Raw genomic sequence first — 12,746 nt, forward strand, 5'->3', positions numbered from 1 at the left:
GCGCGGTGTCGTGAAGGATATGCAAGACGGATATACCACTGCGGATGGTCGTAAAATCGGCGGCGTGGTGATGGAGATGAAGAACATCACGTTGCGGTTTGGCGGCGTGGTGGCGATCAAGGACATCAGTTTCGACATTCGCGAGGGCGAAATACGCGCGATCATTGGCCCTAACGGCGCCGGTAAGTCGTCGATGTTGAACGTGATTTCCGGGTTCTATGTGCCACAAGAAGGCGAAGTCTGGTTCCACGGTGCGCCGCGGCCCCAGATGAAGCCATATGAAGTTGCCAAACAAGGTATCGCGCGGACGTTTCAGAACATTGCACTGTTTGAAGGGATGAGCGTTCTGGACAACGTGATGACCGGACGGTTGGGTCATATGAAGTCGGGGATGTTTGCCCAAGCGCTGTGGCGCGGTAAGGCCGAGGCTGAAGAGGTCGCCAACCGCGAAGTGGCTGAAAAGATCATCGACTTCCTTGAAATTCAGCACATCCGTAAAACCCCAGTGGCGCGGTTGCCCTATGGTTTGAAGAAACGGGTGGAACTGGCGCGCGCGCTAGCGGCAGAGCCAAAACTGTTGCTGTTGGATGAGCCTATGGCGGGCATGAACGTCGAGGAAAAAGAGGACATGAGCCGCTTTATTCTGGATGTGAACGACGAATTTGGCACCACCATTGCCCTGATCGAACACGACATGGGCGTGGTGATGGATCTGTCCGACCGCGTGGTGGTGATGGATTACGGCAAGAAAATCGGCGACGGCACCCCGGACGAGGTGCGCAACAACCAGGACGTCATCGACGCCTATCTGGGGGTTTCGAATGACTGATTTTCTGACAGATTTAATAGGGGGCGACGATGCCTGATCAGTTTCTTTACGCCACCGAGGTTTTCATCAACGGTCTGATGGCGGGGGTGCTCTATGCGCTGGTGGCACTGGGCTTTGTGTTGATCTACAAGGCCTCGGGTATTTTCAACTATGCCCAAGGGGTTATGGCGCTGTTTGCGGCGATGACGCTGGTTGGCATTATGAACGGTCAGGTGCCGTTCAGCCATATCATTAACGCAGTGTTTGGCACTGAAATTCACCACTTCGGCTGGCATGTCCCGGCGTTTTTGGCGATCTTGTTGACTGTGGGCGTGATGGTAATCTTTGCCTGGTTGGTTCAGCGTCTGGTGATGCGCCATCTGGTGGGGCAAGAACCGATTATTCTGTTCATGGCGACCATCGGTCTGGCCTATTTCCTCGAAGGTGTGTCGGACCTGATGTGGGGATCTGAGATCAAGAAACTGGACGTTGGCCTGCCGCAGGGTGGCTCGTTCTGGATCGAAGATATGACCGCCGGTCTGGGCAGCGACAACTTCTACGGCTTCTTTATCGACAATCTGGACATGGTGGCGACGGTTGTGGCCGCGCTGTTGGTGACCGGGCTGGTACTGTTCTCGCAATATACCAAACAGGGCCGCGCCATGCGGGCCGTTGCGGATGATCACCAGGCGGCGCTGTCGGTTGGCATCTCGCTGAACTTTATCTGGGTGCTGGTCTGGTCAGTCGCAGGCTTTGTCGCGCTGGTTGCTGGTATCATGTGGGGCACAAAGTCGGGCGTTCAGTTCTCGCTCTCGCTGATCGCGCTCAAGGCGCTTCCGGTTCTGATGTTGGGTGGGTTCACCTCAATCCCTGGCGCCATCGTTGGCGGGTTGATCATCGGCGTGGGCGAGAAGATGTTCGAATTCTGGATCGGACCGCTGGTTGGTGGCGCCACTGAAAACTGGTTCGCCTATGTGTTGGCACTGCTGTTTCTGGTGTTCCGCCCGCAAGGATTGTTCGGGGAGAAGATCATTGAACGGGTCTGAACAACCAATGGCCCAGTTGTGCCCTGATCAGCCCTCTAACCGGCGGAAGGCGGTCACGACAATGGCTGCAAAAATGCAGGCGACCACGGTAAAGGCAATGGTGAAATCACCGATCAGCTGTGCGCCAAGGATGGTCATCAGGACTGCGCAGGCCATGCCAATCAGAACCAGCCCTACGGGGTTGGGTGTTGCAACGACTTCTTCCTGCGGCTCGGGTTCGGCCTTAGTCGGCGGCAACACAGTTGCTTCCTCGACAGTCGACAGCAGGCGGCTCTTGGCGACTGCATACTCGAATTCCGAAACTTCACCTTTTTCCCGCGCGGTTTCCAACCGCCGGATTTCCTCAAAAATCGTATTCATTGCTTTCACTCACTTTTCCCAAGGGCAGGGTGGCACAAAGGAATGGGAAAAGTGTGACCAAAGCCGACTTTTTGACAAAGTGGTTAATGGCGGGAGTGTTGGATGTCTAAACTAGTCGCAGTCACATGCACCATCGCTTGGATTGGCTTTTGGGCCTTTGGCTACCTTGCGATCACCGCAGATGGGTTTAGCGCAGGCCAACTGGTGACCTCGACGCTGCTAGCAGCACTGGGGATGTTGACCGGAGTTTTCTCCTACCTGCATCTGTCGCGTGGGGTCGAGCCTCGTGAGTTTGCGGGAAAGATACAAAAATTGGATGCAGCGGTGTGCAACCGTGCTCAGCAACAGGGGGGCATCTAAGATATGTTCTATCGTGAAGCCGGAGATTTCAAAACCTCCTATGAACAAGACAGCCAGACGTTCCCGATCAAATTTGACCGGTTCCGCTACTACGCTGTTCTGGCGATTGCCTTTCTGGTGGTGCCCTTTGTCATCAACGATTACTGGGCCAACGCGATCCTGCTGCCGTTCCTGATCTATGCGATTGCTGCGATCGGGTTGAACATTCTGGTTGGCTATGCTGGTCAGGTCAGTCTGGGTACCGGCGGTTTCATGGCTGTGGGCGCCTATGCCTGCTATAAATTCATGACCCTGATGCCCGAGGTGTCGATGTTTGTGCATGTGCTGTTGGCGGGTGGCATGACGGCCCTTGTCTGCGTGGTGTTCGGCCTGCCCAGCCTGCGCATCAAAGGGTTCTACTTGGCGGTGGCCACACTGGCGGCACAGTTCTTTCTGGTCTGGCTGTTCAACCGGGTGCCGTGGTTCTACAACTACTCGGCTTCAGGTCAGATCAGTGCCCCAGAGCGCGACGTGTTTGGCATCTTGATCACCGGCCCCAATGCTCCGGCTTGGGCGACATATATGTTCAGCCTGATCTTCCTGACCCTTTGTGCACTTATTGCCCGCAACCTGACCCGCGGCACCATTGGCCGCAGCTGGATGGCGATCCGCGATATGGATATTGCGGCCGAAATCATCGGGGTGAACCCGCTAAAAGCCAAGCTGACAGCCTTTGCCGTGTCGGGTTTCTTCATCGGCATCTCTGGTGCGCTGTTCTTCTCGGTCTATCTGGGCGCGGTCGAAGTCGGCGAGGCCTTTGGCATCACCAAGTCATTCCTGGTGTTGTTCATGGTAATCATCGGCGGTCTGGGATCGATCTTTGGCTCGTTCGCCGGGGCTGCGTTCCTAGTGCTGTTGCCGGTCATTCTAAAGGTTGTTGGCGTTGATGTGTTGGGCTGGCCCACAGATATTGTGGCGCACTTCCAGTTGGTTATCGTCGGCGCATTGATCATCGTGTTCTTGATCGTCGAACCACACGGGCTGGCGCAACTATGGCGCGTCGCCAAGGAAAAACTACGACTTTGGCCTTTCCCCCACTAACGGGGAAGGCAACTGAGCTGCGAGGGCAATAACAAGACCAAACCCTCGTTTCATCCACATCGGATAATACCATGGGAGGATAAAACCGATGAAATTGAAACTGACCACTCTGGCGCTAAGCGCGCTGATGGCCGCTGGCCCCGCAATGGCGGATCTGGTGTTTCCATCGCTTAGCTATCGTACCGGCCCTTATGCCGCTGGCGGTATTCCCTTTGCGGATGGCTATGCCGACTACTTTACCCTGCTGAACGAACGCGATGGCGGTATCGGCGGTGTGATGACCAAGCTGTTGGAATGTGAAACCGGCTATAACACCGAAAAAGGTGTGGAATGCTACGAATCCACCAAGGGCGAAGGCGCACTGATCTATCAACCGCTGTCGACTGGTATTACCTATCAGCTGATCCCAAAAGTGACCGCTGACAATATCCCACTGCACACAATGGGTTACGGTCGGACATCTGCTGCCAACGGCAAAGTGTTCTCAAACGTTTTCAACTACCCTGCCAACTACTGGAACGGTGCCTCGGGTGTTGTGAACTACCTGCTGGAAACCAACGGTGGCGATCTTAAGGGCAAGAAAATCGCTCTGGTCTATCACAACTCGGCCTACGGCAAAGAACCGATCCGTACTCTGGAAGAGCTGTCCGCAAAGCACGGCTTTGAATTGCTGGCCTTGCCTGTTGACCACCCAGGTCAGGAACAGAAAAGCCAGTGGCTGCAGATCCGTCGTGAACGTCCAGACTTTGTGACCATGTGGGGCTGGGGCGTTATGAACCAGGTTGCCATTCAGGAAGCCGCCAACATTCGCTTCCCTATGGAAAACTTCATCGGTGTTTGGTGGTCCGGAGCAGAGCATGACGTGATGTCTGCTGGCGATGCTGCCAACGGCTACAAGGCGCTGACGTTCCACAACGTTGGTCGTGACTTCCCTGTGTTTGACGACATTCAAAAGCATGTTGTTGAAACCGGCAAGGCAGCAGGCGCTGGCGATCAGATCGGTACCGTTCTGTATAACCGTGGCATGTACGCAGCGATGCTGGCAGCCGAGGCTGTGAAAACTGCACAGGAAATCCACGGCACCGCCGACATCGACGCAGCAATGATGCGCGATGGTATGGAAGCACTGGAAATGAACGAAGAGAAAATGGCCGGATTGGGCATGTCCAACTTTGGTCCAACGTTCAACGTTTCCTGTGAAAACCACGGTGGCCCTGGCCTGGTTGGTGTGACCCAGTGGGATGCATCCAGCAAAACCTGGTCGCTGATCTCTGACTTTAAACCAACAGACGGTGACGTGATTGGTGCCTTGGTGGCCGAAGACTCCGGCGCCTATGCAGCGGAAAACAAAATCACTCCGAACTGTAACTAAAGTGGCCAGTGGCAGGGTAATTCCTGCCACCGACTAACAGGTGCGGTGGCTCGCTGCCGCACCACACTCCGGAAAAGATCCGGGATCTAACCCGGAACGGATGAGGACAAGCCTGATGCTGGATGCAGCCAAAACGACTGATGTGCAGGCCGAGACCCTGCTAGAAGTCAACAACATCGAAGTGATCTACAATCACGTCATCCTTGTGCTCAAGGGCGTCAGCCTGACTGTACCCAAGGGAGGCATCACTGCCTTGCTGGGTGGCAACGGCGCTGGCAAGACAACGACACTCAAAGCAATTTCAAACCTGCTGCGTTCTGAACGTGGCGAGGTGACCAAGGGATCCGTGAAATATCGCGGAGACAACGTGCACGAGGCCGACCCAGCAGATCTGGTCCGCCGCGGTGTGATTCAGGTGATGGAGGGCCGTCATTGTTTCGAACACCTGACGGTTGAGGAAAACCTGCTGACCGGCGCCTACACCCGCACCGACGGCGGCGCAAATATCGCTGCTGATCTAGAAATGGTGTACAACTATTTCCCACGCCTCAAGGACCGCCGCAAATCGCAGGCGGGTTATACCTCGGGCGGTGAGCAACAGATGGTAGCCATGGGCCGCGCCTTGATGAGCCGCCCTGAAACCGTGCTGCTGGACGAGCCGTCAATGGGACTGGCGCCGCAGCTGGTGGAACAGATTTTTGAGATCGTGAAATCGATCAACGAAAAGGAAGGTGTGACCTTTCTGCTGGCCGAACAGAACACCAACATGGCGCTGAAATATGCCCATTACGGCTATATTCTGGAATCCGGTCGCATCGTGATGGATGGCCCCGCAGCCGAACTGCGCGAAAACCCCGATGTCAAAGAATTCTACCTCGGCATGTCCGAGGAAGGCCGCAAGAGCTTCCGCGATGTGCGCTCATATCGCCGTCGCAAACGGTGGTTGAGCTAATGGGAACAGGTGCTGATATGACTAATTACGACGCGCTTGAAACCCGCTCAGCAGATGAACGAGCAGCTGCTCAACTGACCGGACTTCGCGATCAGATCGCCCGTGCCCGCGCAGCCAAGAATGCCTGCAACTTGGATGGCCCTGAAATTCAGGACCTCTCGGACCTGACGCAATACCCCGTGTTGCGCAAATCTGACCTAAGCAAATGGCAGAAAGAGAACCCGCCGTTTGGGGGCATTGCAGTCTCTAACGTGGCGCATGTCTTCCAATCTCCGGGTCCAATTTATGAACCCGGCGGTATCACCCATGACTGGTGGCGCATGGGCCGGTTCCTGCATGCCTGCGGCATCGGTGCAGGCGACGTGGTGCAGAACTGCTTTAGCTATCATTTGACCCCTGCGGGCATGATTTTTGAAAGCGGTGCGCGTGCGGTTGGGGCCACGGTCCTGCCAGCGGGTACCGGCCAGACCGAACTACAGGTCACAGCGGCCCGCGATGTGGGGGCAACAGCCTATGCTGGTACACCGGATTATCTGAAGGTGATCCTCGACAAGGCTGACGACATGGGGGTCAAACTCAACTTCTCCAAAGCGGCGGTCGGCGGCGGGGCATTGTTCCCAAGCTTGCGTCAGGAATACGCCGATCGCGGCATAGCCTGCCTGCAATCCTATGCCACAGCCGATCTGGGCAACATCGCCTATGAAAGCTCGGCGATGGAAGGCATGATCGTCGACGAGAAAGTCATCGTCGAGATCGTCACGCCCGGCACCGGCACCCCGGTTGCGCCGGGTGAAGTTGGTGAAGTTGTGGTTACGACACTGAACCCTGATTACCCCCTGATCCGCTTTGCCACTGGCGACCTAAGCGCGGTGATGCCGGGTATCAGCCCCTGTGGCCGAACCAACATGCGGATCAAGGGTTGGATGGGTCGCGCCGATCAAACCACCAAGATCAAAGGCATGTTTGTCCGTCCCGAACAGGTGGCGGCGCTGGTAGCCAAGCATGATGAGGTCCCAAAGGCCCGAGTGATTGTTCGTCGCGACGGAGAGATGGACGCGATGACGGTCCAGATCGAAACGCCAGACGGCGACGAGATCGCTTATGGGCGGTCGGTGATCGAGGTTCTGAAACTGAAAGCCAACATTGAAATGGTACAGCCCGGAGCCCTGCCCAAAGACGGCTTGGTGATCGAAGACCAACGTAAATACGACTGATCCTCCTGTCAGAGGTAGTGAAAACCCTGGGTGCAGCAATTGCACCTGGGGTTTTTGCATATCCTGAGCTTTCGATCTGGAGTTCCCGAGTGATTTTGTAGCATAAGATGTCAGTCAGATACCAAAGACGGACCAGCCGAACCGTGAGCGATATTCCAGATTATGCCCCCAAGGGCAGCCGCCGTGGCAACAAAGGCGGCAGCCGTGTGTTGTCGGTCTTGGCATGGGCCGTAGCGCTTGCTTGTCTTTTGCCAATGGTCGCAGTGGCTTTGGCGGCAGTGACCGGCGGAACGGATACAGTCTCTCATCTGATGGAAACTGTTTTGCTACGTTATACCGGCACCACCATTGTGCTGGTTCTGCTCGTGGCTGTCGGCACCTTTGCTATCGGGGTTGGTGCCGCTTGGTTGGTGACAATGACCCGCTTTCCCGGTGTGCGATTCTTTGAAATGGCGCTCATCCTGCCTTTGGCCTTCCCGGCCTACGTGCTGGCATATGCCTATACCTTTGTTCTGGATCACCCCGGCATCGTGCAGACCACGCTGCGTGACATCACTGGCTGGGGCGCGCGTGACTATTGGTTCCCCGAGATCCGCTCGACAGGCGGCGCAGCCCTGATGTTGGTGCTGGTGCTGTACCCCTATGTTTACCTGCTGGCCCGCGCGGCCTTTCTCCAACAAAGCTCGGGCGCCTTTCTGGCGGCCCGCGCGCTCGGAAATACCTCGTGGCAGGCATTCTGGCGGGTCAGCCTGCCGATGGCACGCCCAGCCATCGCTTCGGGTCTGTTGCTGGCAATTATGGAAACCATCGCCGATTTTGGCACCGTCTCTTATTTCGGCGTGCAGACCTTTGCGACCGGCATCTACACCAGCTGGTTTTCCATGGGAGACCGGGCAGGCGCAGCGCAACTGGCGCTCGTGCTGTTGGGGTTCGCGCTGACACTGGCCGTGGTCGAACGCTCCACCCGCGGCAAGGCCCGCTATCATCAGGCAGGCAAACAGCACACCAAGATGCCACCCGCGACCCTGACCGGCAGCAGAGTGCTTATCGCTTGGGTCCTCTGCGCCATTCCAGTTCTGCTGGGGTTTCTGCTGCCTACGGTGATTCTTATCGACATGGGGCTGGAGTCTGAGCAGAACCTGCTCAGCCGCCGTTACATCGGCTTTATTCAAAACTCGCTGACACTGGCCAGCGTTGCTGCCCTGCTGACGGTTTGTGCTGCGGTCTGCATTGGCTTTTATCTGCGGCTACAACCCGGACGCGCCGCCACCGCCGCAGCCTATTCAGCGCGGTTGGGTTATGCCGTGCCGGGTGGCGTGATCGCAGTTGGCCTGATGGTGCCCTTTGCCGCCTTCGACAACACGCTGGACGCATGGATGCGCGCCACATTCGACATCCGAACCGGGCTGCTGATCACCGGCTCAATCTGGTTGCTGGTCGCCGCCTATGTGGTTCGGTTTCTGGCTGCAGCTCTTGGCGCCTATGAGGGCGGCCAAAGCACCGTGCACGTCAACATGGACGCCGCCGCCAGATCCCTGGGGCAGGGGCCCTTTGGCATGTTGCGCCGGGTCCACCTGCCGATCCTGTCACCTAGTCTGCTGACCGCCCTGCTGATTGTCTTTGTCGATGTGATGAAGGAACTACCAGCCACCCTGATCATGCGACCGTTCAACTACGACACGCTGGCAGTACAGGCCTACAGACTGGCCTCTGACGAACGGCTAGAGGGCGCAGCGGTGCCGTCGCTGGTGATCATGGCTGTGGGGCTGCTGCCTGTGATCCTGATCTGCCGACAAGTCAGCCGACGCAGCTGACACTGACCTAGCCGCCGCAGGTGCCACCTTGTTGAATGGGTGGGCAGGGCACCGTTCCATAAGAACAATAAACGCAGCAATCACCGGGCAAAGGCTTCAGCACCGCGCCGCATTTGGCGCAGTCATAGAACCACTGACAGGCGTCAGTAGGCATAGTTTCTACCTGGGCATGGGCGCAGTGCGGGCAGGTCAGGGTTGAGCTCAGCTCTATCTGCATTGTTTGTCCTTACATCCAGCTGATCAGAAGGTCATTAATGGCCATTTCATTGGCCCAAATCCCCCAAGCCAGCAGTGTCATCGCGGTTAGCAATGCTAGGCCGGGTATCAATCGACGCAGTTGTTGGCGCCGCCAAGCAACACCCCAAGCCAGCGTGGTCATAACGGCAGCAACTGTAATAAAGAAGGGAGCCCAAACGGTCGCCCGTGCAAAAAATGCCATCCAGCCGCCACCAACCCCAAATATCATCAGAGTCATTGGCAGAATGCAGCAACTGGCCACACCCACCGCTGCAAGAGATGACATCAAAGCGGATTTGATCACGGTTTCTTGTCCCAACCAGTTATCAGGTTGAGCTATCTTGCAATCTGTAGGCGCTACAGAAGCAAGAGGAGATTTGCAGTGGTCACAATTGGCGAGGCCGCCCGGCGCAGTGGCGTGGGTATCGAGTTAATACGCTACTATGAACGGACCGGTGTGGTAGCTGGCCCTGAACGCAGCCAGTCTGGCCGCCGACAGTATCAGTCTGTTGAAATCCATGCTTTGCGATTCATTCGCCGCTGCCGGGATTTGGGTTTTTCGCTCGCAGAAGCTAAATCACTGCTTGGTCTTGCATCCTCAGAGAGGTTGGCCTGTGCGGATGCACAGTCTTTGGGACAACATCATTTGGAAAATATCAGAACGAAAATCTCTGATTTACAACAGATGGAGACCGCCATGGTGCAGCTGATGCGCCCCTGCGATGCGGGCAAACAAGAGTGTTCCATGTTGGATACTTTACTAGAGGGGCCAGAAAGCGAATGGCCGCCTCAGGATAAGTGAGTGCACAATTAGGTGACCGACATATGGATCTTCGAATCAGCCAACTACTCGGTCAAACGCAAACAAGGCGCGGATTGCTCCGCGCCTTGTTCTAAATGTACCGCTCGATAAAGCAGGGAATTACTTCCAGTTCACTTCGTTAAAGATCTTCTGAGCAACAGGGATGTTCTTGGCAACGTCAGCCAATACAACGTCGTCCGCCTTGAACTCACCCAGCGCAGCAACGCTTGGGGCCAGGTCTACACCTGCAACAACCGGGAACTCGTCGTTACCGTTCGAGAAGTATTCCTGCGCCTTTGGCGATGCCAGATACTCAAGGAACTTGATGGCGTTGTCTTTGTTAGGGGCGTGGGCTGCGACGCCAGCGCCGGACAGGTTCATGTGCGCACCTTCAGCGTCCTGCGATGGGAACACCCAACCGAGCATGTCGCGCTCTGCCGACAGACCTTTGACCTCTTTGCGGATCGAACGGGCAAAGTAGTAAGTGTTCGCAACCGAGATTTCGCACTCGCCCGATACAATGCCGCGCATCTGGTCAGTGTCACCGCCCTGTGGGTCACGCGCCATGTTGGCCACAACGCCTGTCGCCCATTCCTTGGCTGCTTCTTCGCCGTGGTGTGTCACGATCGACGCCAGCAAGGTCTGGTTGTAGGTGTTGGTCGAAGAGCGGATGCAGACCATGCCTTTGTACTCAGGCTTGGCCAGGTCCAGGTATGTTGCAGGTGGGTTAGCAACCTCTGCCTTGTCGAAGAAAATGATACGGGCGCGCTGCGAGAAACCAAACCACTGGTTGTCAGTGTCCTGCAGGTTCGCCGGAACTTTGTCTTCCAGAACGGCACTGTCGATGGACTGCAGAATGCCAGAATTCTTGGCACGGGCCAGACGCGACGTGTCAACGGTCAGCAGGATATCAGCAGGAGAGTTCGCACCCTCGGCTTCCATACGGGCAATCAGCTCGTCTGCTTTGCCTTCGATGCGGTTGATGGTGATGCCAGTAGCTTCTTCGAAATCAGAGTACAGGCGCTCGTCAGTGTCGTAATGGCGTGACGAGTACAGGTTCAGCTCACCTTCGGCAGCAGCAGATGTGGCGACAACTGCGGTCAGTGCGGAGGCGAGGATTGTAGAAGATTTCAGCATAACGTGTCCCAATATGTATTATGGATCAGGGGATAAGTTCCCGACTGATTTAGTCAATTATATGATTCTGATGTGGATGCAAATAGAAACTGACAAAATCGCTCAGAAAATAAAACATGACTCTGAAACACAAAAAAACCGCATCCGAGGATGCGGTTTTCGAAACTGTCTAGCGACGCTAGAACTTAGCCTTGGCGTGCTTTGAAGCGAGGCTGAGTTTTGTTGATCACGTAAACGCGACCCTTACGACGCACAATGCGGCAATCCCGGTGCCGGTTCTTGAGCGAGCGGAGTGAGTTCTTGACCTTCATGGGTCATCTCCTGTTCTGCGGCGCGAACCAGCGCCTGGGTTACGGGGTCTTGATCTTACGATCAAAACAATGAATTCATGGTGGGCACTACAAGGTTCGAACTTGTGACCCCTTCGATGTCAACGAAGTGCTCTACCACTGAGCTAAGCGCCCATGAATACCTGCGTTTGGTCCTGCCCCAAATAAATGGGGCGCAGAGGTCTGCGCCGGTGAAGGGGTCTATAAAAGGAGTCGCTCAGGGGCGCAAGAGCTTTTGACCACAGAAATTTCTACTCTATGCTGTTTATTGAACCCGATACACCGGAGACAGGATGTCTACAGTCGCTTTTCACGTATTTTCACCGAAAAAACTGCAATCCGGAGTGGTATTTTCCTCACCCCACAGCGGTGCAGAATACACACAGTCCTTTATTTCACAGTCGATTCTATCCGCACACCAAATCCGAAGCTCGGAAGATGCATTTATTGACCAACTTTTTGCCGCGGCTCCCGAATTCGGCGTCCCTTTGTTGACCGCAGTGGCTCCCCGGGCGTTCCTGGATCTCAATCGGGCTCATGATGAATTGGACCCAGCCCTGATTTCCGGTGTTCCACGCAAAGGACAAAATCCTCGGATTGCGTCAGGCTTGGGGGTGATTCCGCGTGTGGTGGCCCAAGGGCAGCCAATTTATCACGGCAAGCTATCAATGGCTGAAGCCCAAAACAGGATCGACAGCTACTGGACCCCCTATCATTCCGAACTGCAGAGGTTACTGCGCCAAGCGCATCGTCAATTTAGCCAGGCTATCCTAGTGGATTGCCACTCGATGCCGCATGAGGCGACTGAAATCGTGGGTAAACGCGGTGGGCACCTAGCTGATGTGGTTCTAGGGGATAGGTTTGGCACCTCTGCCAGTACTGAGGTGGTCGACCAAATTGAAGCGGCCTTTGTTGCAGCAGGGTTAAAGGTATCTCGTAACACACCGTTTGCCGGGGCCTATGTTACACAAACCTATGGGCGCCCATCACGCGGTCAACATGCAGTTCAGGTGGAAATTGACCGATCGCTTTACATGGACGAGGTCGCGATTGAGCCAAATAGTAATTTTTCGGCCTTTCAGGATTTGATTCGGGGGGTAATTAATGAAATTTCCCGGGTTGGTTCCAAGCAGACCTCTCTGGCTGCAGAATAAGGGGGCGCTGCCCCCTCCGCAGGCGCCGCCTGCTCCTCCCCCGGGATATTTTTGGCCAGATGAAGCAAGGATCCCCTTCAT

Annotated in this window: 15 protein-coding genes and 1 tRNA gene; 10 read left to right on the top strand and 6 right to left on the bottom strand. The window is 55.8% G+C overall.

Translation table 11 applies throughout. The features are described from left to right. The first annotated feature begins 19 nt into the window (after positions 1–19). Complete coding sequence (locus DL239_RS13245) at positions 20–829, top strand: ABC transporter ATP-binding protein (protein ID WP_167684575.1); 810 nt, start codon at positions 20–22, stop codon at positions 827–829. A gap of 29 nt (positions 830–858) precedes the next feature. Beyond that, positions 859–1,854, top strand: a complete 996-nt coding sequence (locus DL239_RS13250; RefSeq protein WP_167684576.1) for a branched-chain amino acid ABC transporter permease — start codon at positions 859–861, stop codon at positions 1,852–1,854. Positions 1,855–1,881: 27 nt separating this feature from the next. Here DL239_RS13250 and DL239_RS13255 read toward each other — a convergent pair whose 3' ends face one another. Further along, a complete protein-coding gene (locus DL239_RS13255; protein WP_167684577.1) occupies positions 1,882–2,214 on the bottom strand; it encodes an SHOCT domain-containing protein in 333 nt (110 codons plus the stop codon). Between the two features lie 102 nt (positions 2,215–2,316). Here DL239_RS13255 and DL239_RS13260 point away from each other — a divergent pair, with 102 nt between their 5' ends. From DL239_RS13260 to DL239_RS13285, 6 genes are all read left to right on the top strand, one after another. Then, positions 2,317–2,574 (top strand): hypothetical protein, encoded by a 258-nt coding sequence (locus tag DL239_RS13260; protein WP_167684578.1) that lies wholly within the window; start codon positions 2,317–2,319, stop codon positions 2,572–2,574. A gap of 3 nt (positions 2,575–2,577) precedes the next feature. Next, positions 2,578–3,654: a branched-chain amino acid ABC transporter permease gene (locus DL239_RS13265; RefSeq protein ID WP_167684579.1), complete on the top strand. Its 1,077-nt coding sequence runs from the start codon at positions 2,578–2,580 to the stop codon at positions 3,652–3,654. A gap of 88 nt (positions 3,655–3,742) precedes the next feature. After that, a complete protein-coding gene (locus DL239_RS13270) occupies positions 3,743–5,026 on the top strand; it encodes an ABC transporter substrate-binding protein (protein WP_167684580.1) in 1,284 nt (427 codons plus the stop codon). A 115-nt stretch (positions 5,027–5,141) separates the two neighbouring features. Then, complete coding sequence (locus DL239_RS13275; RefSeq protein ID WP_167684581.1) at positions 5,142–5,978, top strand: ABC transporter ATP-binding protein; 837 nt, start codon at positions 5,142–5,144, stop codon at positions 5,976–5,978. Positions 5,979–5,995: 17 nt separating this feature from the next. Continuing rightward, complete coding sequence (locus tag DL239_RS13280) at positions 5,996–7,192, top strand: phenylacetate--CoA ligase family protein (protein ID WP_167684582.1); 1,197 nt, start codon at positions 5,996–5,998, stop codon at positions 7,190–7,192. A 254-nt stretch (positions 7,193–7,446) separates the two neighbouring features. Continuing rightward, a complete protein-coding gene (locus DL239_RS13285) occupies positions 7,447–9,006 on the top strand; it encodes an ABC transporter permease (RefSeq protein WP_240931862.1) in 1,560 nt (519 codons plus the stop codon). Between the two features lie 7 nt (positions 9,007–9,013). Here DL239_RS13285 and DL239_RS21690 read toward each other — a convergent pair whose 3' ends face one another. Together DL239_RS21690 and DL239_RS13295 are read right to left on the bottom strand one after the other, a co-directional pair. Further along, on the bottom strand, positions 9,014–9,223 hold the full coding sequence (locus DL239_RS21690) for a GDCCVxC domain-containing (seleno)protein (protein WP_167684584.1): 210 nt from the start codon (positions 9,221–9,223) through the stop codon (positions 9,014–9,016). A 9-nt stretch (positions 9,224–9,232) separates the two neighbouring features. Then, a complete protein-coding gene (locus tag DL239_RS13295) occupies positions 9,233–9,529 on the bottom strand; it encodes a hypothetical protein (RefSeq protein ID WP_206188456.1) in 297 nt (98 codons plus the stop codon). Positions 9,530–9,625: 96 nt separating this feature from the next. On the opposite strand from DL239_RS13295, the gene DL239_RS13300 reads away from it, so the two are divergent. Further along, positions 9,626–10,045, top strand: coding sequence for a MerR family DNA-binding protein (locus DL239_RS13300; protein WP_167684586.1), 420 nt, complete (start codon positions 9,626–9,628; stop codon positions 10,043–10,045). A gap of 120 nt (positions 10,046–10,165) precedes the next feature. On the opposite strand, the gene DL239_RS13305 is transcribed toward DL239_RS13300, so the two are convergent. The 3 genes from DL239_RS13305 to DL239_RS13315 form a co-directional block, all read right to left on the bottom strand. After that, the gene (locus tag DL239_RS13305; RefSeq protein ID WP_167684587.1) at positions 10,166–11,182 is read right to left on the bottom strand and encodes a Fe(3+) ABC transporter substrate-binding protein; all 1,017 of its coding nucleotides are present in this window, start codon (positions 11,180–11,182) and stop codon (positions 10,166–10,168) included. Positions 11,183–11,367: 185 nt separating this feature from the next. Then, the gene (gene ykgO, locus DL239_RS13310) at positions 11,368–11,493 is read right to left on the bottom strand and encodes a type B 50S ribosomal protein L36 (RefSeq protein WP_008205324.1); all 126 of its coding nucleotides are present in this window, start codon (positions 11,491–11,493) and stop codon (positions 11,368–11,370) included. 78 nt (positions 11,494–11,571) lie between these two features. Continuing rightward, a tRNA-Val gene (locus tag DL239_RS13315) sits at positions 11,572–11,646 on the bottom strand. Positions 11,647–11,804: 158 nt separating this feature from the next. On the opposite strand from DL239_RS13315, the gene DL239_RS13320 reads away from it, so the two are divergent. Continuing rightward, on the top strand, positions 11,805–12,665 hold the full coding sequence (locus DL239_RS13320) for an N-formylglutamate amidohydrolase (RefSeq protein WP_167684588.1): 861 nt from the start codon (positions 11,805–11,807) through the stop codon (positions 12,663–12,665). The last annotated feature ends 81 nt before the right edge of the window (positions 12,666–12,746 follow it).

The sequence above is a fragment of the Parasedimentitalea denitrificans genome (assembly GCF_011813015.1).
Lineage (GTDB): Bacteria > Pseudomonadota > Alphaproteobacteria > Rhodobacterales > Rhodobacteraceae > Parasedimentitalea > Parasedimentitalea denitrificans.

What these genes read in the sequence shown, in the direction of transcription:
- DL239_RS13305 (WP_167684587.1), bottom strand. Translation starts at nt 11,182, where the DNA reads ATGCTGAAATCTTCTACAATCCTCGCCTCCGCACTGACCGCAGTTGTC.
- DL239_RS13245 (WP_167684575.1), top strand. Translation starts at nt 20, where the DNA reads ATGCAAGACGGATATACCACTGCGGATGGTCGTAAAATCGGCGGCGTG.
- DL239_RS13265 (WP_167684579.1), top strand. Translation starts at nt 2,578, where the DNA reads ATGTTCTATCGTGAAGCCGGAGATTTCAAAACCTCCTATGAACAAGAC.
- DL239_RS21690 (WP_167684584.1), bottom strand. Translation starts at nt 9,223, where the DNA reads ATGCAGATAGAGCTGAGCTCAACCCTGACCTGCCCGCACTGCGCCCAT.
- DL239_RS13270 (WP_167684580.1), top strand. Translation starts at nt 3,743, where the DNA reads ATGAAATTGAAACTGACCACTCTGGCGCTAAGCGCGCTGATGGCCGCT.
- DL239_RS13280 (WP_167684582.1), top strand. Translation starts at nt 5,996, where the DNA reads ATGACTAATTACGACGCGCTTGAAACCCGCTCAGCAGATGAACGAGCA.
- DL239_RS13260 (WP_167684578.1), top strand. Translation starts at nt 2,317, where the DNA reads ATGTCTAAACTAGTCGCAGTCACATGCACCATCGCTTGGATTGGCTTT.
- DL239_RS13285 (WP_240931862.1), top strand. Translation starts at nt 7,447, where the DNA reads ATGGTCGCAGTGGCTTTGGCGGCAGTGACCGGCGGAACGGATACAGTC.
- DL239_RS13255 (WP_167684577.1), bottom strand. Translation starts at nt 2,214, where the DNA reads ATGAATACGATTTTTGAGGAAATCCGGCGGTTGGAAACCGCGCGGGAA.
- DL239_RS13250 (WP_167684576.1), top strand. Translation starts at nt 859, where the DNA reads ATGCCTGATCAGTTTCTTTACGCCACCGAGGTTTTCATCAACGGTCTG.
- DL239_RS13295 (WP_206188456.1), bottom strand. Translation starts at nt 9,529, where the DNA reads ATGTCATCTCTTGCAGCGGTGGGTGTGGCCAGTTGCTGCATTCTGCCA.
- DL239_RS13320 (WP_167684588.1), top strand. Translation starts at nt 11,805, where the DNA reads ATGTCTACAGTCGCTTTTCACGTATTTTCACCGAAAAAACTGCAATCC.
- ykgO (WP_008205324.1), bottom strand. Translation starts at nt 11,493, where the DNA reads ATGAAGGTCAAGAACTCACTCCGCTCGCTCAAGAACCGGCACCGGGAT.
- DL239_RS13275 (WP_167684581.1), top strand. Translation starts at nt 5,142, where the DNA reads ATGCTGGATGCAGCCAAAACGACTGATGTGCAGGCCGAGACCCTGCTA.